14 protein-coding genes and 1 pseudogene are annotated in these 15,864 nt (G+C 62.9%); 4 read left to right on the top strand and 11 right to left on the bottom strand.

Annotation, left to right across the window (positions count from 1 at the left end; all coding sequences use genetic code 11):
* The first annotated feature begins 8 nt into the window (after positions 1–8).
* Entirely contained in the window at positions 9–1,382 is a 1,374-nt protein-coding gene (locus ACLQ7E_RS16135; protein WP_411733585.1) for an NAD-dependent succinate-semialdehyde dehydrogenase, read from the top strand.
* Between the two features lie 81 nt (positions 1,383–1,463).
* Positions 1,464–1,706 carry a hypothetical protein gene (locus ACLQ7E_RS16130; protein WP_411733584.1) on the top strand — a complete coding sequence of 81 codons (243 nt, stop codon included), beginning with the start codon at positions 1,464–1,466 and terminating at the stop codon, positions 1,704–1,706.
* Positions 1,707–1,790: 84 nt separating this feature from the next.
* Here the strand turns inward: ACLQ7E_RS16130 and ACLQ7E_RS16125 are convergent, their stop codons facing one another.
* From ACLQ7E_RS16125 to ACLQ7E_RS16095, 7 genes and pseudogenes are all read right to left on the bottom strand, one after another.
* A complete protein-coding gene (locus tag ACLQ7E_RS16125) occupies positions 1,791–3,068 on the bottom strand; it encodes a PLP-dependent aminotransferase family protein (protein WP_411733583.1) in 1,278 nt (425 codons plus the stop codon).
* Positions 3,069–3,276: 208 nt separating this feature from the next.
* Positions 3,277–4,335: a citrulline utilization hydrolase CtlX gene (gene ctlX / locus ACLQ7E_RS16120; protein ID WP_411733582.1), complete on the bottom strand. Its 1,059-nt coding sequence runs from the start codon at positions 4,333–4,335 to the stop codon at positions 3,277–3,279.
* 8 nt (positions 4,336–4,343) lie between these two features.
* The gene (locus ACLQ7E_RS16115) at positions 4,344–5,375 is read right to left on the bottom strand and encodes an ornithine cyclodeaminase (RefSeq protein WP_411733581.1); all 1,032 of its coding nucleotides are present in this window, start codon (positions 5,373–5,375) and stop codon (positions 4,344–4,346) included.
* Between the two features lie 222 nt (positions 5,376–5,597).
* Positions 5,598–6,050, bottom strand: a complete 453-nt coding sequence (locus ACLQ7E_RS16110; RefSeq protein ID WP_411733580.1) for an Lrp/AsnC family transcriptional regulator — start codon at positions 6,048–6,050, stop codon at positions 5,598–5,600.
* A 431-nt stretch (positions 6,051–6,481) separates the two neighbouring features.
* Complete coding sequence (locus ACLQ7E_RS16105) at positions 6,482–8,080, bottom strand: ABC transporter substrate-binding protein (RefSeq protein WP_411733670.1); 1,599 nt, start codon at positions 8,078–8,080, stop codon at positions 6,482–6,484.
* Between the two features lie 44 nt (positions 8,081–8,124).
* A complete protein-coding gene (locus ACLQ7E_RS16100) occupies positions 8,125–8,499 on the bottom strand; it encodes a hypothetical protein (RefSeq protein ID WP_411733675.1) in 375 nt (124 codons plus the stop codon).
* A 142-nt stretch (positions 8,500–8,641) separates the two neighbouring features.
* A pseudogene (locus tag ACLQ7E_RS16095) lies at positions 8,642–9,058 on the bottom strand (M20/M25/M40 family metallo-hydrolase); the annotation flags it as partial.
* Positions 9,059–9,824: 766 nt separating this feature from the next.
* Between ACLQ7E_RS16095 and ACLQ7E_RS16090 the strand changes: the two are divergent.
* Complete coding sequence (locus ACLQ7E_RS16090; protein WP_411733579.1) at positions 9,825–10,808, top strand: Lrp/AsnC ligand binding domain-containing protein; 984 nt, start codon at positions 9,825–9,827, stop codon at positions 10,806–10,808.
* A gap of 405 nt (positions 10,809–11,213) precedes the next feature.
* Here ACLQ7E_RS16090 and ACLQ7E_RS16085 read toward each other — a convergent pair whose 3' ends face one another.
* From ACLQ7E_RS16085 to ACLQ7E_RS16075, 3 genes are all read right to left on the bottom strand, one after another.
* The gene (locus ACLQ7E_RS16085; protein WP_411733578.1) at positions 11,214–12,449 is read right to left on the bottom strand and encodes an MFS transporter; all 1,236 of its coding nucleotides are present in this window, start codon (positions 12,447–12,449) and stop codon (positions 11,214–11,216) included.
* A 154-nt stretch (positions 12,450–12,603) separates the two neighbouring features.
* On the bottom strand, positions 12,604–13,371 hold the full coding sequence (locus ACLQ7E_RS16080) for an MBL fold metallo-hydrolase (RefSeq protein WP_411733577.1): 768 nt from the start codon (positions 13,369–13,371) through the stop codon (positions 12,604–12,606).
* A gap of 294 nt (positions 13,372–13,665) precedes the next feature.
* The gene (locus ACLQ7E_RS16075; protein ID WP_411733576.1) at positions 13,666–14,733 is read right to left on the bottom strand and encodes an LLM class flavin-dependent oxidoreductase; all 1,068 of its coding nucleotides are present in this window, start codon (positions 14,731–14,733) and stop codon (positions 13,666–13,668) included.
* 97 nt (positions 14,734–14,830) lie between these two features.
* Here ACLQ7E_RS16075 and ACLQ7E_RS16070 point away from each other — a divergent pair, with 97 nt between their 5' ends.
* Positions 14,831–15,421 (top strand): CGNR zinc finger domain-containing protein, encoded by a 591-nt coding sequence (locus tag ACLQ7E_RS16070; protein ID WP_411733575.1) that lies wholly within the window; start codon positions 14,831–14,833, stop codon positions 15,419–15,421.
* Between the two features lie 355 nt (positions 15,422–15,776).
* Here ACLQ7E_RS16070 and ACLQ7E_RS16065 read toward each other — a convergent pair whose 3' ends face one another.
* Positions 15,777–15,863, bottom strand: a complete 87-nt coding sequence (locus ACLQ7E_RS16065; protein WP_411731500.1) for an IS3 family transposase — start codon at positions 15,861–15,863, stop codon at positions 15,777–15,779.
* Position 15,864: the final 1 nt, after the last annotated feature.

The following is a 15,864-nucleotide window of genomic DNA, read 5'->3' as shown; positions in this document are numbered from 1 at the left end:
AGAACAGCATGAGCCTTTACGCCGTCACCAACCCGGCGACCGGGGAGTCCCTCAAGGAGTATTCCACGGCCACCGACGCGGACATCCAAGCCGCCCTTGCCACAGCTGATGGCGCATTCAAGTCGTGGAACAAGACGGCCCTGGGTGATCGGGTCAAACTCCTGAGCCGCGTCGCGGAGCTGTACACCGAGCGCCGCGACGAGCTCGCCGCGATCGTCACACGCGAAATGGGCAAGCCCATCTTCCAGGCGCAGATCGAAGTTGACATCGTCGCATCCATCTACCGCTACTACGCCGAAAACGGCCCCGGGTTCCTCGAGGACGAGGAACTGGACGTGTCCGCCGGCGGCAAGGCAATCGTCCGCAAGGACGGCCTTGGCGTTCTGCTGGGCATCATGCCATGGAACTTCCCGTACTATCAGGTCGCGCGGTTTGTCGCTCCGAACCTGATGAACGGCAACACCATCCTGCTCAAGCACGCACCCCAGTGCCCGGAGTCGGCACTGGCCATGGAACAGATCTTCCTGGACGCAGGCGCCCCCGAGGGGGCCTACCTCAACATCTTCGCCACCAACGCACAGGTTGCCGACATCATCGCGGACCCCCGCGTGCAGGGTGTCTCGCTCACCGGTTCGGAGCGCGCGGGATCCGCCGTCGCCGAAATCGCAGGCCGAAACCTCAAGAAGGTGGTGCTGGAACTCGGCGGATCGGACCCGTTCCTGGTTCTCGAGTCCGCGAATGTTGATCAGGCAGTCACGCACGCGCTCTTCGGCCGCTTCGGCAACACCGGCCAGGCCTGCAACGCGGCCAAGCGCATCATCGTGGCCGATGCCGTCTACGACGAATTCGTGGAAAAGTTCGTCGGCGCCGTCACCTCCGTAAAGGTGGGCGACCCGACCGAGGCCGACACCTTCATGGGTCCACTGTCCTCCACCGCTGCCCGTGACGGGCTCGCCGCGCAGGTAGACGACGCCGTCGCCAAGGGCGCCACGGTACTCGCCGGCGGTTCGAGCCTGGATGGGCCAGGGGCCTGGTTCCAGCCGACGGTCCTGGCCGGGGTCACCGCCGACATGCGCGCCTTCTCCGAGGAACTCTTCGGACCGGTCGCCGTTCTCCACTGCGTTTCCTCCGAGGACGAGGCCGTGGAGCTGGCCAACAACTCCGTCTACGGCCTGGGCGCCGTGATCCAGTCCACCGACCCGGCCAAGGCCGAGGAAATCGCGGACCGCCTTGAGACCGGCATGGTGTTCATCAACGAGGCGCCGGGCACCGCGGCCGAGCTGCCGTTCGGCGGCATCAAACGCTCCGGCGTGGGCCGCGAACTGGGCAAGTACGGCATGGACGAGTTCGTGAACCGGAAGCTGATCCGTACCGCGAAGTAGACGGCGGGATTTGGAAAACACCATGAAAAAACGCCAGAACTACCGGCCTCAGCCACCCACTCCGTCCAGAAGGGACCCCTCATGACGGACCTCCCCTCCGACAAGTTCCGGTCCTACGACTTCACCCGCCTCTGCCCCGGCGATTTCATCGAGGCTCGGCAGAACCAAAAAATTCACCACCTAGGCCGCATCGAAGAAGCCCACCCGGATTTGAGAGTGTTCTGGATTCAGGACACCGTCACGGGCACCCGACGGATGATCGATTTCGATTCGTTCGAGATCTTTTTTGGACGTCATACGGAAGCAGTGCCGGCCTCTGTGTAATCCGATCTGAAATACGCACATATATACGTGAGGCGCCCGCAGACAGGTTCTGGGGGCGCCTCACGTTGTTATGTCGTTACTGGTCTAGTTGGAGGTTGCTCCGGCAACGGCGGCACCGAAAACCTCGCCGAGGATGGCGGCGCCCTTGCGGATGTCGTCCAGGGACGGCAGGCAGAAGGACATCCTCAGTTCGCCGTGTCCGTTGCCGTCGGTGTAGAAGGCGGTTCCGGGGACGTACACCACGCCGCGTTCGATGCATTCGTAGACCAGGGCTTCGGTGTCGATGCCTTCGGGCAGCTTGACCCAGAGGTAGAAACCGCCGGTCGGCCGGTTCCAGGTGGTCCCCTCGGGCATGACTTTTTCCAGCGATTCCACCAGGACGGTGAATTTCTCGTGGTAGATGCGACGGTATTCCGAGAGCTTGTCCTGCCATGCAGGATCGTCGAGGTAGGCGCTGATGAGCTGCTGGGAGAACACCGAGGGGTTCAATTGTGAGGTCTCGCTTGCATTGACCAGATTGCCATACAGCGAAGCGGGCGGCAGGACCCAACCCACACGCAGGCCCGGAGCGATCATCTTGGAGAAGGAGCCGAAGTACAAGGTGATGTCCTCGAACTCAGGCTGTATGGCCCGCATGGTCTCGCCGTCGAAACCGAGCAGGCCGTAGGGGTTGTCTTCGAATATCAAAAGATCGTTGCTTCGACACAGTTGCCCCACCTGCAGCCGGCGTTCCTCCGAGAGGTTCACTCCCCCGGGATTCTGGAAGTTGGGGATCGTGTAGAGTCCCTTGGCCGTCTTTCCTGCTGCCCGGACCTCGCCGATCAGGCGTTCGAGCTCCTCCGGGATCAGCCCGTTGGCGTCCATCGGGACGTGCACGATCTCGGCCTCATAGCTGGTGAAGACGGCCATGCCGCCGGCGTACGAGGGCGCCTCCGCAAAGATGACATCGCCCGGATTGACCAGCACGCGCGCGGCGACGTCAAGGGCCTGTTGGCTTCCCGAGGTGACGATGACCTGGTCCGGGCCGGCGCTGATGCCCTCAAGCTTCATGAGTTCACTGATGTGTGCGCGCAACTCGGGAATGCCGTCACTGGACCCGTACTGGAGCGAGCGCTCTCCGCCCTCAAGCAGTATCCGCTGGGCATCCAGCGCGATCCGCTCGAACGGCAGCGCCCCAAGGTAGGGCGCTCCGTTGGCAAAGGAGATCATGCCCGGACGCTGGGCGGCCCTAAAAACCTTGCGGACCTCCGAGGGACGCGCGGCAAGGGTGCGCTGGGCAAGGTACTGGGGAGAGCCCTGCGCATTGATGCCGGCGGCCGGGGTAGGGGCAACGCCTGTGGAGGATTTTACTGGTACGGGCATGGGGGTTCCTTTCAGCCATGGGTATAATCCCATTGTCGGGGCGTTGGCAGGACGCTGTCTAAGACCAAATGCCAAAGAAGGACATGCCCCAAAGGCATGAACGCTTGAGCCTCGGGAGGGGGTCTGCCCGAAATTGCGGCCGTTACGCAGACTCCTATTTTGAGGGTCCAACGTTCCGGGATCCGCCAGGCGCGGAAGTGCGCCTTCCCTATGCAGGAATAAGTGCTGCCTGCTGCGAGCGTAGCTCACCGGGTGCGAGGCGTTCGGGCTCCGTCAATGGAGCGTGGCAGGCAGTAAGGAATCCATGCTCGCCCGACTGCTCTGGCGAGCCGTCCCCGGACAGGAGGACGGGTCTGGGGTCGAGGTGTATGCCGGCGATCATGCACCTCACGGATCCTCCTGCCAGCTCGATGGTTGGCACGTCAATCGGGAGTAGGGTGCAGCTGCGCTGGATCACGGCCTTTTGGGATTCTGTCAGGCTCGCGAAGGCCCGGTGCGACAGTGCCAGGATGCGTCCGTTCGGGCCCTGCAGCTCGATCGCGTTCCCCGCGAATTCCCGGACCTGATGATGGGTAAGCTCGATAATGGTCCTCCCGCCAGCGGAAAGGCGTTCCACGACCTGTCGGCGCCGCTCGGGTGATCGAATCATGTCAAGTCCGATCATCGCGAAATCGGTCGCAACGGTCATCATGACATTCGTATGGTAGACGGCGGTTCCGGAGGAATCCGCCGCATCGAACACCATCGGCTCATAACCGAAATTTGTGCAGAACCGCTCCAGTGCCACCGGGTCCGCCCGATGGGACTTCGCCGCGTAGGCCACCCGGCCTCCGTGATCCAGGACCATCGCCCCGGTGCCTTCCAGGAAGACATCGTCCAGCTCGAGTCCGGAGTAGTCGATGACGTCTTGCACCCGATACCGCGTTTTGAGAAGCTCAAGAATATCGGTGCGGCGTTCGCTTCGGCGGTTCGGAGCGTACATCGGGAAGACGGCCACGTGGCCGCCGGCGTGAGTGGACAGCCAGTTGTTGGGAAACACGCTGTCCGGCCGGCTATGGTCGTGGTCATCAAACAGGTGCACCGTGACGCCGGCGGACTCCAGCGCCAGTGCGAGCCCCGTGACCTCGTCCCGGGCCGTGGCCGCGAGCACCTCCGGGTCCAAGGTGCCGGCGGAGACCTGAAAGGCGTTGTCTCCCGCGGTCGCCGGGTTCGGTGCGAACCGGTGTGGCCGGATGAGAACAATCGCGGAGGGGGCCTGAACAGACATCCTGTTGCTCAGAATCCGACTGGAGAGAGTGCGCCGACCAGGCCGAAGAGATCCTTGGGGTTCTCTGGGTTTGCGACAAGATCGATGTCCTCGAAGAAGTCCGTGCCGTCGACTGCATCGCGGACGTATCGCAGGGCTGAAAAATCCTCGATGGCGAAGCCGACGGAGTCAAAGATCGTGACCTGTTCGGGGGACGTCCTGCCCATCGCTTGATTGGCCAGGACCTGCCAGAACTCGGTCACGGGGAAATCGGCGGGCATCTGCTGGATTTCGCCTTCGATGAGTGTCTGCGGGGTGTATTCCACGAAGACGTTCCCGAGTTCCAAGATGGTGGCATCGAGTTCGGTTTTTCCCGGGCAGTCGCCACCGATGGCATTGATGTGCACGCCGGGCGCAATGAGGTCTGCGGTGAGGATGGTCGCGTTGGTCTTGTCGGCGGTGCAGGTGGTGATGATGTCCGCGCCACGCAATGCCTCGTGTGCCGATGCGGCGACGGTGATATCGAAGCCTAGCGGGGTCATGTTCCGAACAAACTTTTCCATCGCGGCAGGATCCGTGTCCCAGACGCGGAGTGTGGTGATCCCCAGGGCGCTGCGAAAGGCCAGGGCCTGGAACTCGGACTGGCTGCCGGTTCCAATCATGGCCATCACCCGCGAATCCGCGCGGGCAAGCTTTTTCGCCACCATGCCGGAGGTTGCTGCTGTCCGCAGGGCGGTCAGCACCGTCATCTCGGTCAGGAACGTGGGATAGCCGTTGTGGACATCGGCCAATACACCAAAGGCCGTGACCGTCTGGAAGCCTCGGGCCGGATTCGAGGGGTGTCCGTTCACGTACTTGAAACCGTACGTTTCGCGATCACTGGTGGGCATGAGTTCGATGACGCCGAAAGGTGTGTGGCTGGCGACACGGGGGGTCTTGTCAAAGGACTCCCAGCGCCGGAAGTCATCCTCGAGGTATGCCATTATGCCGGCGATGATGTTTTCCGGACCGCGGCTGGCCGTCCAGCGGACCATGTTGTGAACATCGACAAAGCGCGTCAATTGCGCCCCCTTTTTTCTCGTAAACCATTGGTACTACGAGCCTACGGATTGTCGATATGCAGCCACAATGGCCGAAGTGTATGCTTTTCGTTGAAAAAATATACGAAATGAAGCGGCTCATGATGCATTTTGCCCATCCAGCCAGATCTCCCCCGGTCTTGGGTCGGCATACGGTGCGGGATGTGGCCCGGATGGCGGCAGTCCGCTGGGCCACGTGGGCTTTCACCGAAGTACGGAGCTGAGTAGCAGGCTTGTCTCGCTGTTGACGATGCCCTCGACGCCGCGGATCCGGCCAAGTACCTGGTCGAAGCCGCCCAGGCTCTCCGTGCGCAACTCGGCAACGAGGTCCCATCCGCCGTTGGTGGTGTGCAGCGCCGTAATCTCCGGAAAACCCCTCAATTGCCGGATAACCTTATCCGCGGAACGACCCTCTACCGCGATGAAGGCGATGGCATGGATGGCGAGCGGGTCCACCTCGTCGCGAACCCTGGCTGTGAAGCCAACGATGGTTCCAGTGGCGAGAAGGCGCTCGAGCCGGCTGTTCACCGTCGCGCGTGCGACGCCAAGGGTTCGGGCCAGGCTGGCGACAGGTGCCCTGCCGTCCTCCCGCAGTGCGGAGAGGAGGCGACGGTCAAGATCGGTAAGGGAGGTCATATGCACAATGTATGCCGACATTCAGCATTGTGCGCATTTTCAACGAAATGAAGTCCTTTCTGCAATTCAGGGTGCCCCCTCGATACGTGCCGGAGACAGCCAAGGCTCGACAACACGACATTTGCGGCGAAGGTATTCCCTTCACTATCAACATCTTGGATACCGTCTGACCGCCGCCCGCCGCCGCAAACATGCCTGAATTGTTCTTCGTCCGTCCGTCCCTGCCGGGAGCTCCTTGCAGCCGCTTCCTCCTGCACTTCCCGCGTGACAGGACTTCGCCGCATTCATGACATAAAGGGTCAATGTATGTCGTCCTTATCCACACTGACGTCCAAGCCCGCGGGGTAAAACATCACTGCGGCGCTGGTTTGCGGGCTCGTGAAAAACGATGGGCGGTTCCCGCGATTTGGCGGTCAAACCTCGGGAACCGCCCATCGTGCCCACCCGCTAGATCAATTGGTGACGCGTAGGGTGCTTTCGTCGACGGATCCATTGAAAATGCTGACACCGAATCCCGGGCGGGTGGTGGACTGGGCGGGCAACGAGGCCAGCGGCACGGCGTGGGCCTCTCCGATGATGTTTTCCTGCACTGCCTCGTAGGTCGTGCAGCGCTTGGTGTCGTCCGTCTCGGCCATGGCCTGGGCCACCAGGTCCATCACGGGCTGGTTCGCGTTGCCGGTGACGTTCAATCCGCCGGATTCCACCGGGACGCCGGCAATGGGGGAAAGAGCCGCATACATGGTGCCGCTGGGATTAAGAGCGCCGTAAATGGTCATGTCCCAGGCCTCGGGATTCTGCTGGAGGTCGGTGGCCCAGTTGGCGACATCAACGTTGCGCAGTTCGACGTCGGCCCCCGCTGCCCGAAGGGCCTCGCTCACGTAGGTGTTTCCGGCGCCGTTGGGACCGAACGCATTGGCTCCGACCATCTTGATCTTGATTCCGGCGAGCGATGTCTTGGCTGCGGCGGAATCTTCCGGGATCAACATCGCCTGTTCTTCGTTGGCACAGGCGACTCCGGGGCGGGCAAAGGAGCTGTAGGTTTGGCCAAGGCCTCCGCCGGTGGCGTGGTTGTAGGCATCGCGGTTGACTGCCTGAGCGACGGCCTTCCGCGCATCAGCGCTGGCGAAGGGGCTACCCGGGCGTTCGTTGAAGACGATGTAGGTGCTGGCCTGCGCATAGACCTCGGCCCCATATCCCTGCTGGTCTTTGAAGCGGGTCATGTCCTTGCCGCTGATGCGGGCATAGTCCCGGCTGCCGGTTAGCAGCTCGTTGGTTATGGCACTGGAGTTGGCGTTCACGCTAGCCTCGATGCTCTTCGCAGGTGTTCCGGCGGGCGCTGGATCGTAGGCGGGCCATGCCTTGTAATCGGTGCGCAGGGCGAACTGGTAGTTGACGCCGTGTGCCTTCTTGGCCAGGGTGTATGGCCCTGAGAAAGCGCCCTTGGCGGTGCCCGCGGCCAAGCCCTTTTGGTCCTTCAGGCCCTCCGGGCAGACGATGCCCGATCCGGCCAGGCTAAGGCCCTGGAGCATGTCGGTCCATGGCTGTGCCAGGTCCACGGTCACGGTGCCGACAGCGGCATCTGCGCTGATCTTGGCTTCTCCCTCGCCAAAGACCAAGACCCGGAAGGTGGATCCGGCGTCCTTGGATGCGAAATAGTTCAGCGAATCGGAGACTACCTGGGGCGGGATCGCTGTGCCGTCCGAACAAGTGGCTCCGTCCCGAAGAGTGAAGACCCCCTTGGTCGGGATGATTTCCCACTTGGAAGCGAGCCCGGAAACGATCTGGTTGTCCGCCCCGCGTCGCACCAGCGTATCGAACAGGAAGCGACTGGCCGTGTAGTCGTCGATGGCATTGACCTTGAAGGGGGAGAACGTCGAGGGATCCGCGGTGAACACCGTGCGGATAGTGTCCGTTGAGGGGGACCCGGAGGAATTGGCGCCGCCTGTGGGGGAACCCGTGGTGCAGGCGGTGAGGGCGATGGCTGATACTGCCATTAAGGCCCCGGCCGTTATGGGGCCTTTGCGCATGAGGCGCCGGATCTTTTCGTTCATGGTGTTCTCCGTGTGATTGGTGGTCGAAATGTGGTCAGGCTGGTTCAGTTGTCGAGTTCGGACCCGGCACCGCTTGTGGGGAGGGGGATGCGGGCGAGCAGGCGCCGCCGCTGCACTTCGTCGGCGGCAAAATCGGCCGCCGTGTAGGCCATGGCTAAGGCAGCATCGATAAGGGCCCGATCCGCTTTCGGTCCGGCGGCGAAGTCGGCAAAATCGGGGCTGTGCATCTGCGGAGAGCCGTCGCCGATTCCGAGCATGGGGTGGATGGTAGGGAAGTAGTGCGAAACGTTGGCCATGTCGGTGGAACCGCCGCGCCTGCCGCTGGCCGGCTTCATGTCCCGCCCCAAGGCCACTGCGTTCTTCAGGAAAAGCTGGTTCATCGCCTCGTCGCTGTCCATTTCGCTGAAAGGGTTGCCCATCCTCGTCACCTCTAGCGACGCACCTGTTGCCACCGCCCCGGCATCCAGGCAGCGACGGAATACCGCGCTGGCGCGCTTCAGGGTACTCGATGTCGTGGGCGCGGATCATCCACTCGCCTGCGGCGGTCTCGGGAATCGCATTCGCTGCCGTGCCGGCGGCCGTCAGGATGCCATGGATCTGATGGCCGGGTTCCAACTGCTGGCGCGCCAGTCCGATGGCGGTCAGTGCCACGGTCATTGCATCCAAGGCGTTGATGCCCTCCCAGGGGGCGGCCGAGGCATGGGCACTCCTGCCCGTGAAGCGTGCCGTGTAGGAAACGCAGGCCAGCGGATGCATCGCAACCTCATCCTCCCCATTGGTGGGGTGCACCATCATGGCGGCATGGGTTCCGTCGAAATCGCCTTGCCGAAGAAGATCGATCTTCCCTCCGCCGCTTTCTTCTGCAGGGGTCCCCAGGAGCCGGACCGTGATCCCCAGCTCGGCAGCAACGGGAGCAAGCCCGGTAAAGGCTGCCAGCGCGCTGGCCGCGATGATGTTGTGGCCGCAGGCATGTCCCATTCCCGGGAGGGCGTCATATTCCGCGCAGAGGGTGACGACCAGTTCGCCAGTGCCGATTTCGGCGCGCACCGCAGTCGGGAAGTCTCCCAATCCATGGGTGATTCGTGCCCCCGCTACCTTCCGGAGCTCTTCCGCGAGCCACGCCGATGCTTTGATCTCCTGGTATCCGAGCTCCGGATTCTCGTGCAGGAGGTGGCTGAATCCCGTGAAGCGATCCCGCATCATTTCTATTTCGGCCCGGATTCGATCCTTGATGCCTACGATTCTGTTGGAGGCCGTTTCAGCCCCCGTCGTGACGGAATTAGCTGTTGTCGTCATTATTGCGCTTTCTCGAAGTAGGGGCGGGAGGAACAAAAGCTGCGCGACCGAATATGGTCTCGGGGTCAGGTGGTTCGTAGACCGATGCACGGAATTGCCCCGCACCTCGGTGGCGATGCCGGTGGTGCGGGAACCTTGAACAGCAACCGACCACGTCATAGCCACCTCCAATCTCTGTAAACAGGAAGAATCCGATGATGGCTGGGTCTGGCGCGAAGTGGCTTTTGTACCTCGAATATGCCGTACAGCTTGTCTCCCAGCGGTCGAGGCAGGCCACCATGAGCCCCAAATGCCGACTACGGAGCTCGGATTCAAGAAGCGCTTGATAGCCCCCGCTTAAGATTGGCATCGCGGGTAACGCCGTAGGCGATATTGCAAATATCAGGCAGCCACGACCTACAAATGCAATAATTAGCTATGCTGGCGTCGCTGGATTACGAAATCGTCCATGCCCTGCAGATTGAGCCTCGCGGGGAGCTATCCCAAGTCGCACGCTCCCTTGACGCCTCCACGGCCACGGTCTCCCGCCGCTGGGCTCGTCTCCGGAATGCCGGATTTGCATGGATTTGCATGGATCTCAACGGGACCGGGCCCGGAGTTCACTCGGCTTTACTGCACGGCGATTGTCCTGGTCTCCTGCCAACCCGGGCTACGCCTACAGGTGGCGGATATCATTGCACAGCATCCCGAGGCTGCCACGATCGAGGTCACCGTAGGTGGCGCGGACCTGCAGCTTGACGTTGTCGCCCGGGACCTGGAATCGCTTTCGTCCTACCTGATCAACACCCTGGATCATGTTCCCGGCATCACCAGCGTCAAGACCGCCTTCATCACGCGCCTTTACCAGGAAGCGAGCAGCTGGGGACTGGGGTCGTTGGACCCGTCCCAACTTCGCCGTCTGGGAGTACAGCGCCAACAGAAGACAGTGGGCCGAAGCAGAGAGGGATTGGTGGACAGTCTCGACCGTGCCCTCATAAAGCAGCTGAGCGGAGACGGGCGGAGGGCCTGGGCTGATGTTGCCGCTGCTTGCGGAACCACTGCCGGAACGGCAAAGCGGCGTGTCGAGCGTCTAACAAAGACTGGCCTGGTGAGATTTCGCTGCGATGTCTCCAGAGAGCTAGCCGACTTCCCGGTGGCGGTGTCTCTGCTCGCCTCTGTCCTGGGACCCCGGCTAGAGACGGCATGCAGAATCATCCAGGAACAGCCAGAATGCCGGATGATTGCTAAAGTATCCTGCCACTACACGATGTTCATCAATTTGTGGCTCCGCGACCTCGGCCACATCCAGGAATTCGAGAGCGCACTCGTCGAAAAAATTCCATCTCTACAAGTCCACGATCGGCTCACCACCGTCAAAACGGTCAAACGAATGGGAGCCCTGTTCGACGATTCAGGACGTCGAACGGACATCGTTCCGCTCAACGCGTGGTAAGCCCACAGACACGTTTGAAAGATTTTCTTCCCCGTCTTTCGTCGCGCGGCCGCTTCCGGCCTGCTGGCGGGACAAGCTGCGTTCTCAACTCGATAGCCTCATTGCCAGCTCCGTCGACCCCCGGCTCCCGGGGCTACCGCGGATCACGATGCCGCGCGTCGATGCACCGGGAGTTGGATGCTCCTACCTGGGGCGCGGAAGAACTTTGGTCCGCTTCCCGCGTCCGGGAGCGACCGCAGCTCAAGAGCTTGAGTCCTGCCGCGTAAGCCGATGGTCCAGCGCGACACCTGTTTCCCATCCGAAGGTAGAGGTCTCCGCCAGCCTGAAGTCAAGCCTGCACGTAGGTGTCGACGGCCCACCCAGTGCCCACGCCGGTCAGCGTGCGCCCGGGCGCGGCGGATACTCCTACTTCGGGACCGACATATCCATCCGGTCGGATTTGATGCGAGTGGAACGCAGAATCGTCCATCCGATCACGCCCCCCACTAGGACCATGGCCACTGCCGCGAGGCCTGAATAGCCGATGCCGGACAGGACCAGCCCGGCGAGCGCGCCGCACAAGGCTCCCACCAGGTTCATGGCCAGGTCAGACAAGCCCTGGACCCCGGGCCGCTCGCCCGCAGGTACCGAGTCGGTGAGGAAGGTGGAACCGGAGATGATGGATGCCGACCACCCTAGGCCCAGGAGAATCAGGCTGGGGGTCGTCATGGTGTCCGGGGCGAGCCACGCCAGCAGGAGCGACACAAGTAGCATCCCCTGACCCATGAGAAGGGAAGGGAGTCTGCCGATCCGGTCGGCCAGCCAGCCAAAGACGGGTGAGAGCGCGTACATGCCCGCAATGTGGAGGCTTATGGTCAGCCCGATGGCGGTGAGGCCCGCGCCGTGATCCTGAAGGTGGACCGGGGTCATGGACATCAGTGCGACCATCGTGCCGTGGCTCAGGGCGATGACGGCCACGGCGAAGCGTGCGTTCGGGTTGCGCAGGAGCACGGCCATGCCCGAAGAGGTGCGGCGCCCCGCCGTTGTGGCCACCGGACGCGGTCCCAGCGGATCGGGTCTCAGCACTGCAATGTAGACGAGGGCAGCGAGCAGCTGCGCGAGCACAGTGATGACGAACGAACCCGTCAGGGGTGGCATGTGCAGCATTTGGCCGAAGGCCTCGCCTGGTCCGACGAGGTTGGGTCCGGCAACAGCTCCGATGGTCGTGGACCAAATCACGATCGAGATATCCCGACCCCGGCTCTTGGGCGAGGAAAGGTCGTTGGCTGCGAAGCGGGACTGCAAGCCGACCGCCGTTCCCGCACCGAGCAGCGCCAACCCCACCAGCAACCCGGCGAAGGACGTGACGGCGGCGGAGGGGATCACGATACAGGCCCCGATCCCCGAGATGAGGGCGCCGGTGGCGAGCGAGACCCGGCGGCCACGTCGCATCGCAAGTCGTGCAAGCGGAATGGCGAAGAGCGCGGCACCCAAGGTGTTCATCGTGGCACCCATGCCGGACCAGGCCGCGGAGCCGGAGACGTGAACGGCGAGCAGCGCCCCGAGGGAAAGCGAGGCACCCATGCCGAGCCCACCCAGGATCTGCCCCACCACGAGGATTGTGAGGACCCTTCGCTGCGTGGGCAGGCGACCGGGGGGCATGCCGGTTTCCTCGGCATGGTGTTGGCCAACGGCCCGGACTGTCTCCACGAGGGGACTCGCTTTCTGCTCGGAAATAGGGGGTACTGAACGGCGAAGGTGCCATTGGCTTGGTTCTCGCCGGTTCGCGAAAACCAAGCCAATGGCGGGGCGCGAATTAGAAGATGAGCACTTCGCCGTCCTCGGGAACCAGGACGTGTTCGGCGATTTGGTGCTCGCGCACCAGTGCGCGGACCTGGGCTCGGGTGACGACGCAGTGGTTCAGCGCCTCCATGTGCACGGCGACGATGCGCGCCTGCGGGGCGGCTGCGTGCACCTCGAGGATCTCCTGGGCGTCCATGATCAAGCGGCTGTTGTCGGGCAATCGTGCTTCACCGGTGTTCAGCACCACGATGTCGGGCCGGTGCTCGGCCAGGGCCTCGTTCACCTGGTCGTTCCAGACGGTGTCCCCGGCGACGTAGATGCTTGGTTCCCCCGGATGATTGATGACGACGCCACTGACTTCGCCCAGGCTGGGCCATGTCGCCAACACTGCGTCCGAGCCGTGTTGGCCCGCGGTGCGCGTGAACACGGTTTGACCGATGCGGAGGGGCTCCTTTAGGACCTGGACATTGCTGAAGCCGTTCGCGGAAATGGCTTTCCCGTCGGCTTCGTTCTGGACCAGCAGTGGCACATCTCGTGGAAGCAGCGAAGCTGCGGCGTTGTCCCAATGGTCCAGGTGGATGTGTGTGACCACGACGACGTCAACATCGATCAGCTCGGCCAGGGGCACGGCAAGGTCGGTGGTGGGGTTGCGTGTGGAATTGCCGGCGGAATTGGGGAAAGGATCCATGGATCCCTTGGCGCCGAGCATGGGGTCGACGAGGATCCGCTGATCCCCAAGTTCGAGCACCATGGTGGCGTTGCGGACATGCTTAAGCTTCATTTCTTCTCCTGGTTGACTGACTGTGGGGATTTGGAACCATGTCCCGCGCGTCGCTGGGTGCCCCTGCGGTGGCTGCCTGGGGGCGATCACTAAGGGAATTCCACGGGATCGGCATGGGTTTGAGATGAGCGGCCATATGCCAATCGCGTCTCCGAGTGAAAGTGACGCCGTAAATCCTCGGCTGGGGCACGCTTCTCTCCCAGGCACCGGCACCGGCGGTGGCTCTAGGGCGGGACAGGCAAATGTTGCATGATCCCTATAGCTCGTTTCGCAGGTGCTGACCGTGGACCGGTGTTAGAGCCGGGGCAGGTTGTAGTGGTCGGCGATCAGCTCCACGGTCCGGGTTTGCGCCTGGCGTGAATGGCCCCCGACAACGAGCATCACTTCGTCGACGCCCGTCTGCCGGTGGAGCAGCTCCAGGCCCTCGGCCACGTCCGCGGCGGTGCCGTGCAGTGTGCGGTCTGTCCATTCCTCGAGGATCGCCCGCTCGTGCTCGTTGGCGCGGTAGGCCTCGACCTCGTCCGGGGGCAGCATGGCAAAGGGCTTGCGCTGGAACATCCGCATCATGGCCATCGCCGAGGACGCCGCCTGGCGACGCGCCTCGACCGGATTGTCGTCGGCGATTGCGCCCACGCTGACCAGGCTGTACGGCTCGCTCAGCAGCTCCGAGGGCCGGAAGTTCTCGCGGTACAGCCGCATGGCCGTGACAACGTCGGCGCTGCCGAACTGCAGGGCGAAGGCGTAGGGACGGCCCAGCTGGCCCGCCAGCTGCGCCGAATACGGGGATGAGCCCAGGATCCAGACCTCGGGATTCGTCTCGGGCCTCGGCACCCGGTTTTGCTCGGCGAGCCAGGGGCCCGGCACGGCGTGGACATCGCGGTATGGGTGCCCCTGTGGGAAGTCGTCGTCGATGAAACCGAGCAATTCCAGCACCTGCTGTGGAAAGTCGTCATTGGCATTGTGGCGCCGCCGCAGCGCTGCCGCCGTCTGCCCGTCGGTTCCCGGAGCACGCCCCAGTCCGAGGTCGATGCGTCCCGGGGCGAGCGACTCAAGCATGCCGAACTGCTCGGCGATCACCAGTGGTGCGTGGTTGGGCAGCATCACGCCACCGGCACCGAGGCGGATCCGCTGCGTCTCGCCGGTCAGGCGAGCCACCATCAGCTGGGGCGAGGAGGTCACGGCACCGGGCATGGCGTGGTGTTCGGACATCCAGAAGCGCTCGAAGCCGCGCTTCTCGGCCAACTGCGCCAGTGCGATGATTTCCCCGAAGGTCTCCTGTGCCGTATGCCCCACTCCGGTGATGGCATTGTCGAGCACCGAAAGGACGAAGGGCGCGTTGCCCGAAGGGCGTGACTGGTTCATGGGTTGTCTCTCGATTCTCACGGTAAAATAGCAAGTTAAGCGTGATTACCACCCTAGCTTGATGTCACGGAAAAATACAACTGATACCATGAGACTTATGTCAAAGAGTCCTCTTCCACCCGCACCCGGAGCGGGCGACCACCCGAGCCTCGCCCTGGTCAACAGCGCCACAAGCCTCCCCGGCGGCCACTCGGTGGATGAATTGGAAAGCCCCGCCGAAGCCACCGACTGGCTTGTCGGACATCGCCTAGTTCCCGAGAAGACAGCATTGCTGGAGTACTGCCAAAGCCAGCTCATGGCGTTGCGCGGGGACCTGCGGGCAGTTTTCACGGCCCACGTGGACGGTGCCGCCCCAGATCCCCAGGCCCTGGCAAGCGTGAACCGGGCCTTGGTGAAAGTACCCAGCGCACCGGTACTCCAATACGAATCAACCGAAGGGCTTCGCCGGGTGCCACGGCCGCCGGTGACGCAACTCGTCGAACACGCCATGGCCCAGATCGCAGAGGATGCCTCCGCCTTGCTGACCGGCAGCCAGGCAGGGTTGATTGCCCGTTGCGAGGCAGCCTCCTGCGATCGGTATTTTCTGCGGACCCATGCGCGTCGGTGCTGGTGCTCCACCCGCTGCGGTGATCGCGTGCGCGCCTCGCGCGCCTATGCACGCAAGCAGGACAGGGCCCCTGTCGATTGACCTCAACGTAGCGTCGCCCGGCACGGATCGGAATCCTGAAGTGGCACCTCGGGAGGTGGAACGGTTGCGGCGTTGCTGGATCATCGGAACACTGAACTGCCCGCGCACGAGGGCTGATGCTGACCAGGATCGCTGCGGCGACGAGCACGATGCCTGAGCGGTCTTCACATCTAATGAGAGATACCCGCCTGGGAGGTCGCCTGTGCCATTGAAAGAACTCAACCAGTTCGGGCCCGCGGTCGTGTGGGGCATAGGCCGATGGTTCACCGCGACACCCAACGTCCGAAAATTTCACACTGAGAAGTGGACCGAGTTGTGAACTGGTCCCCGAAAGTTGGACTCGGTAAGTAAAAGTCTACGCAGCCAGTGCCTGGGCCCGGTATTTCATCGGGCTCAGGCACTCGAGCGTTAACGAGATGCGGTCATGGTTGTACCAGTGGATG

The sequence above is a fragment of the Paeniglutamicibacter sp. genome, assembly GCF_046714615.1.
GTDB lineage: Bacteria > Actinomycetota > Actinomycetes > Actinomycetales > Micrococcaceae > Paeniglutamicibacter.
The sequence above is the reverse complement of the archived record's forward strand: the minus strand, read 5'-3'. Positions and strand labels throughout refer to the sequence as shown.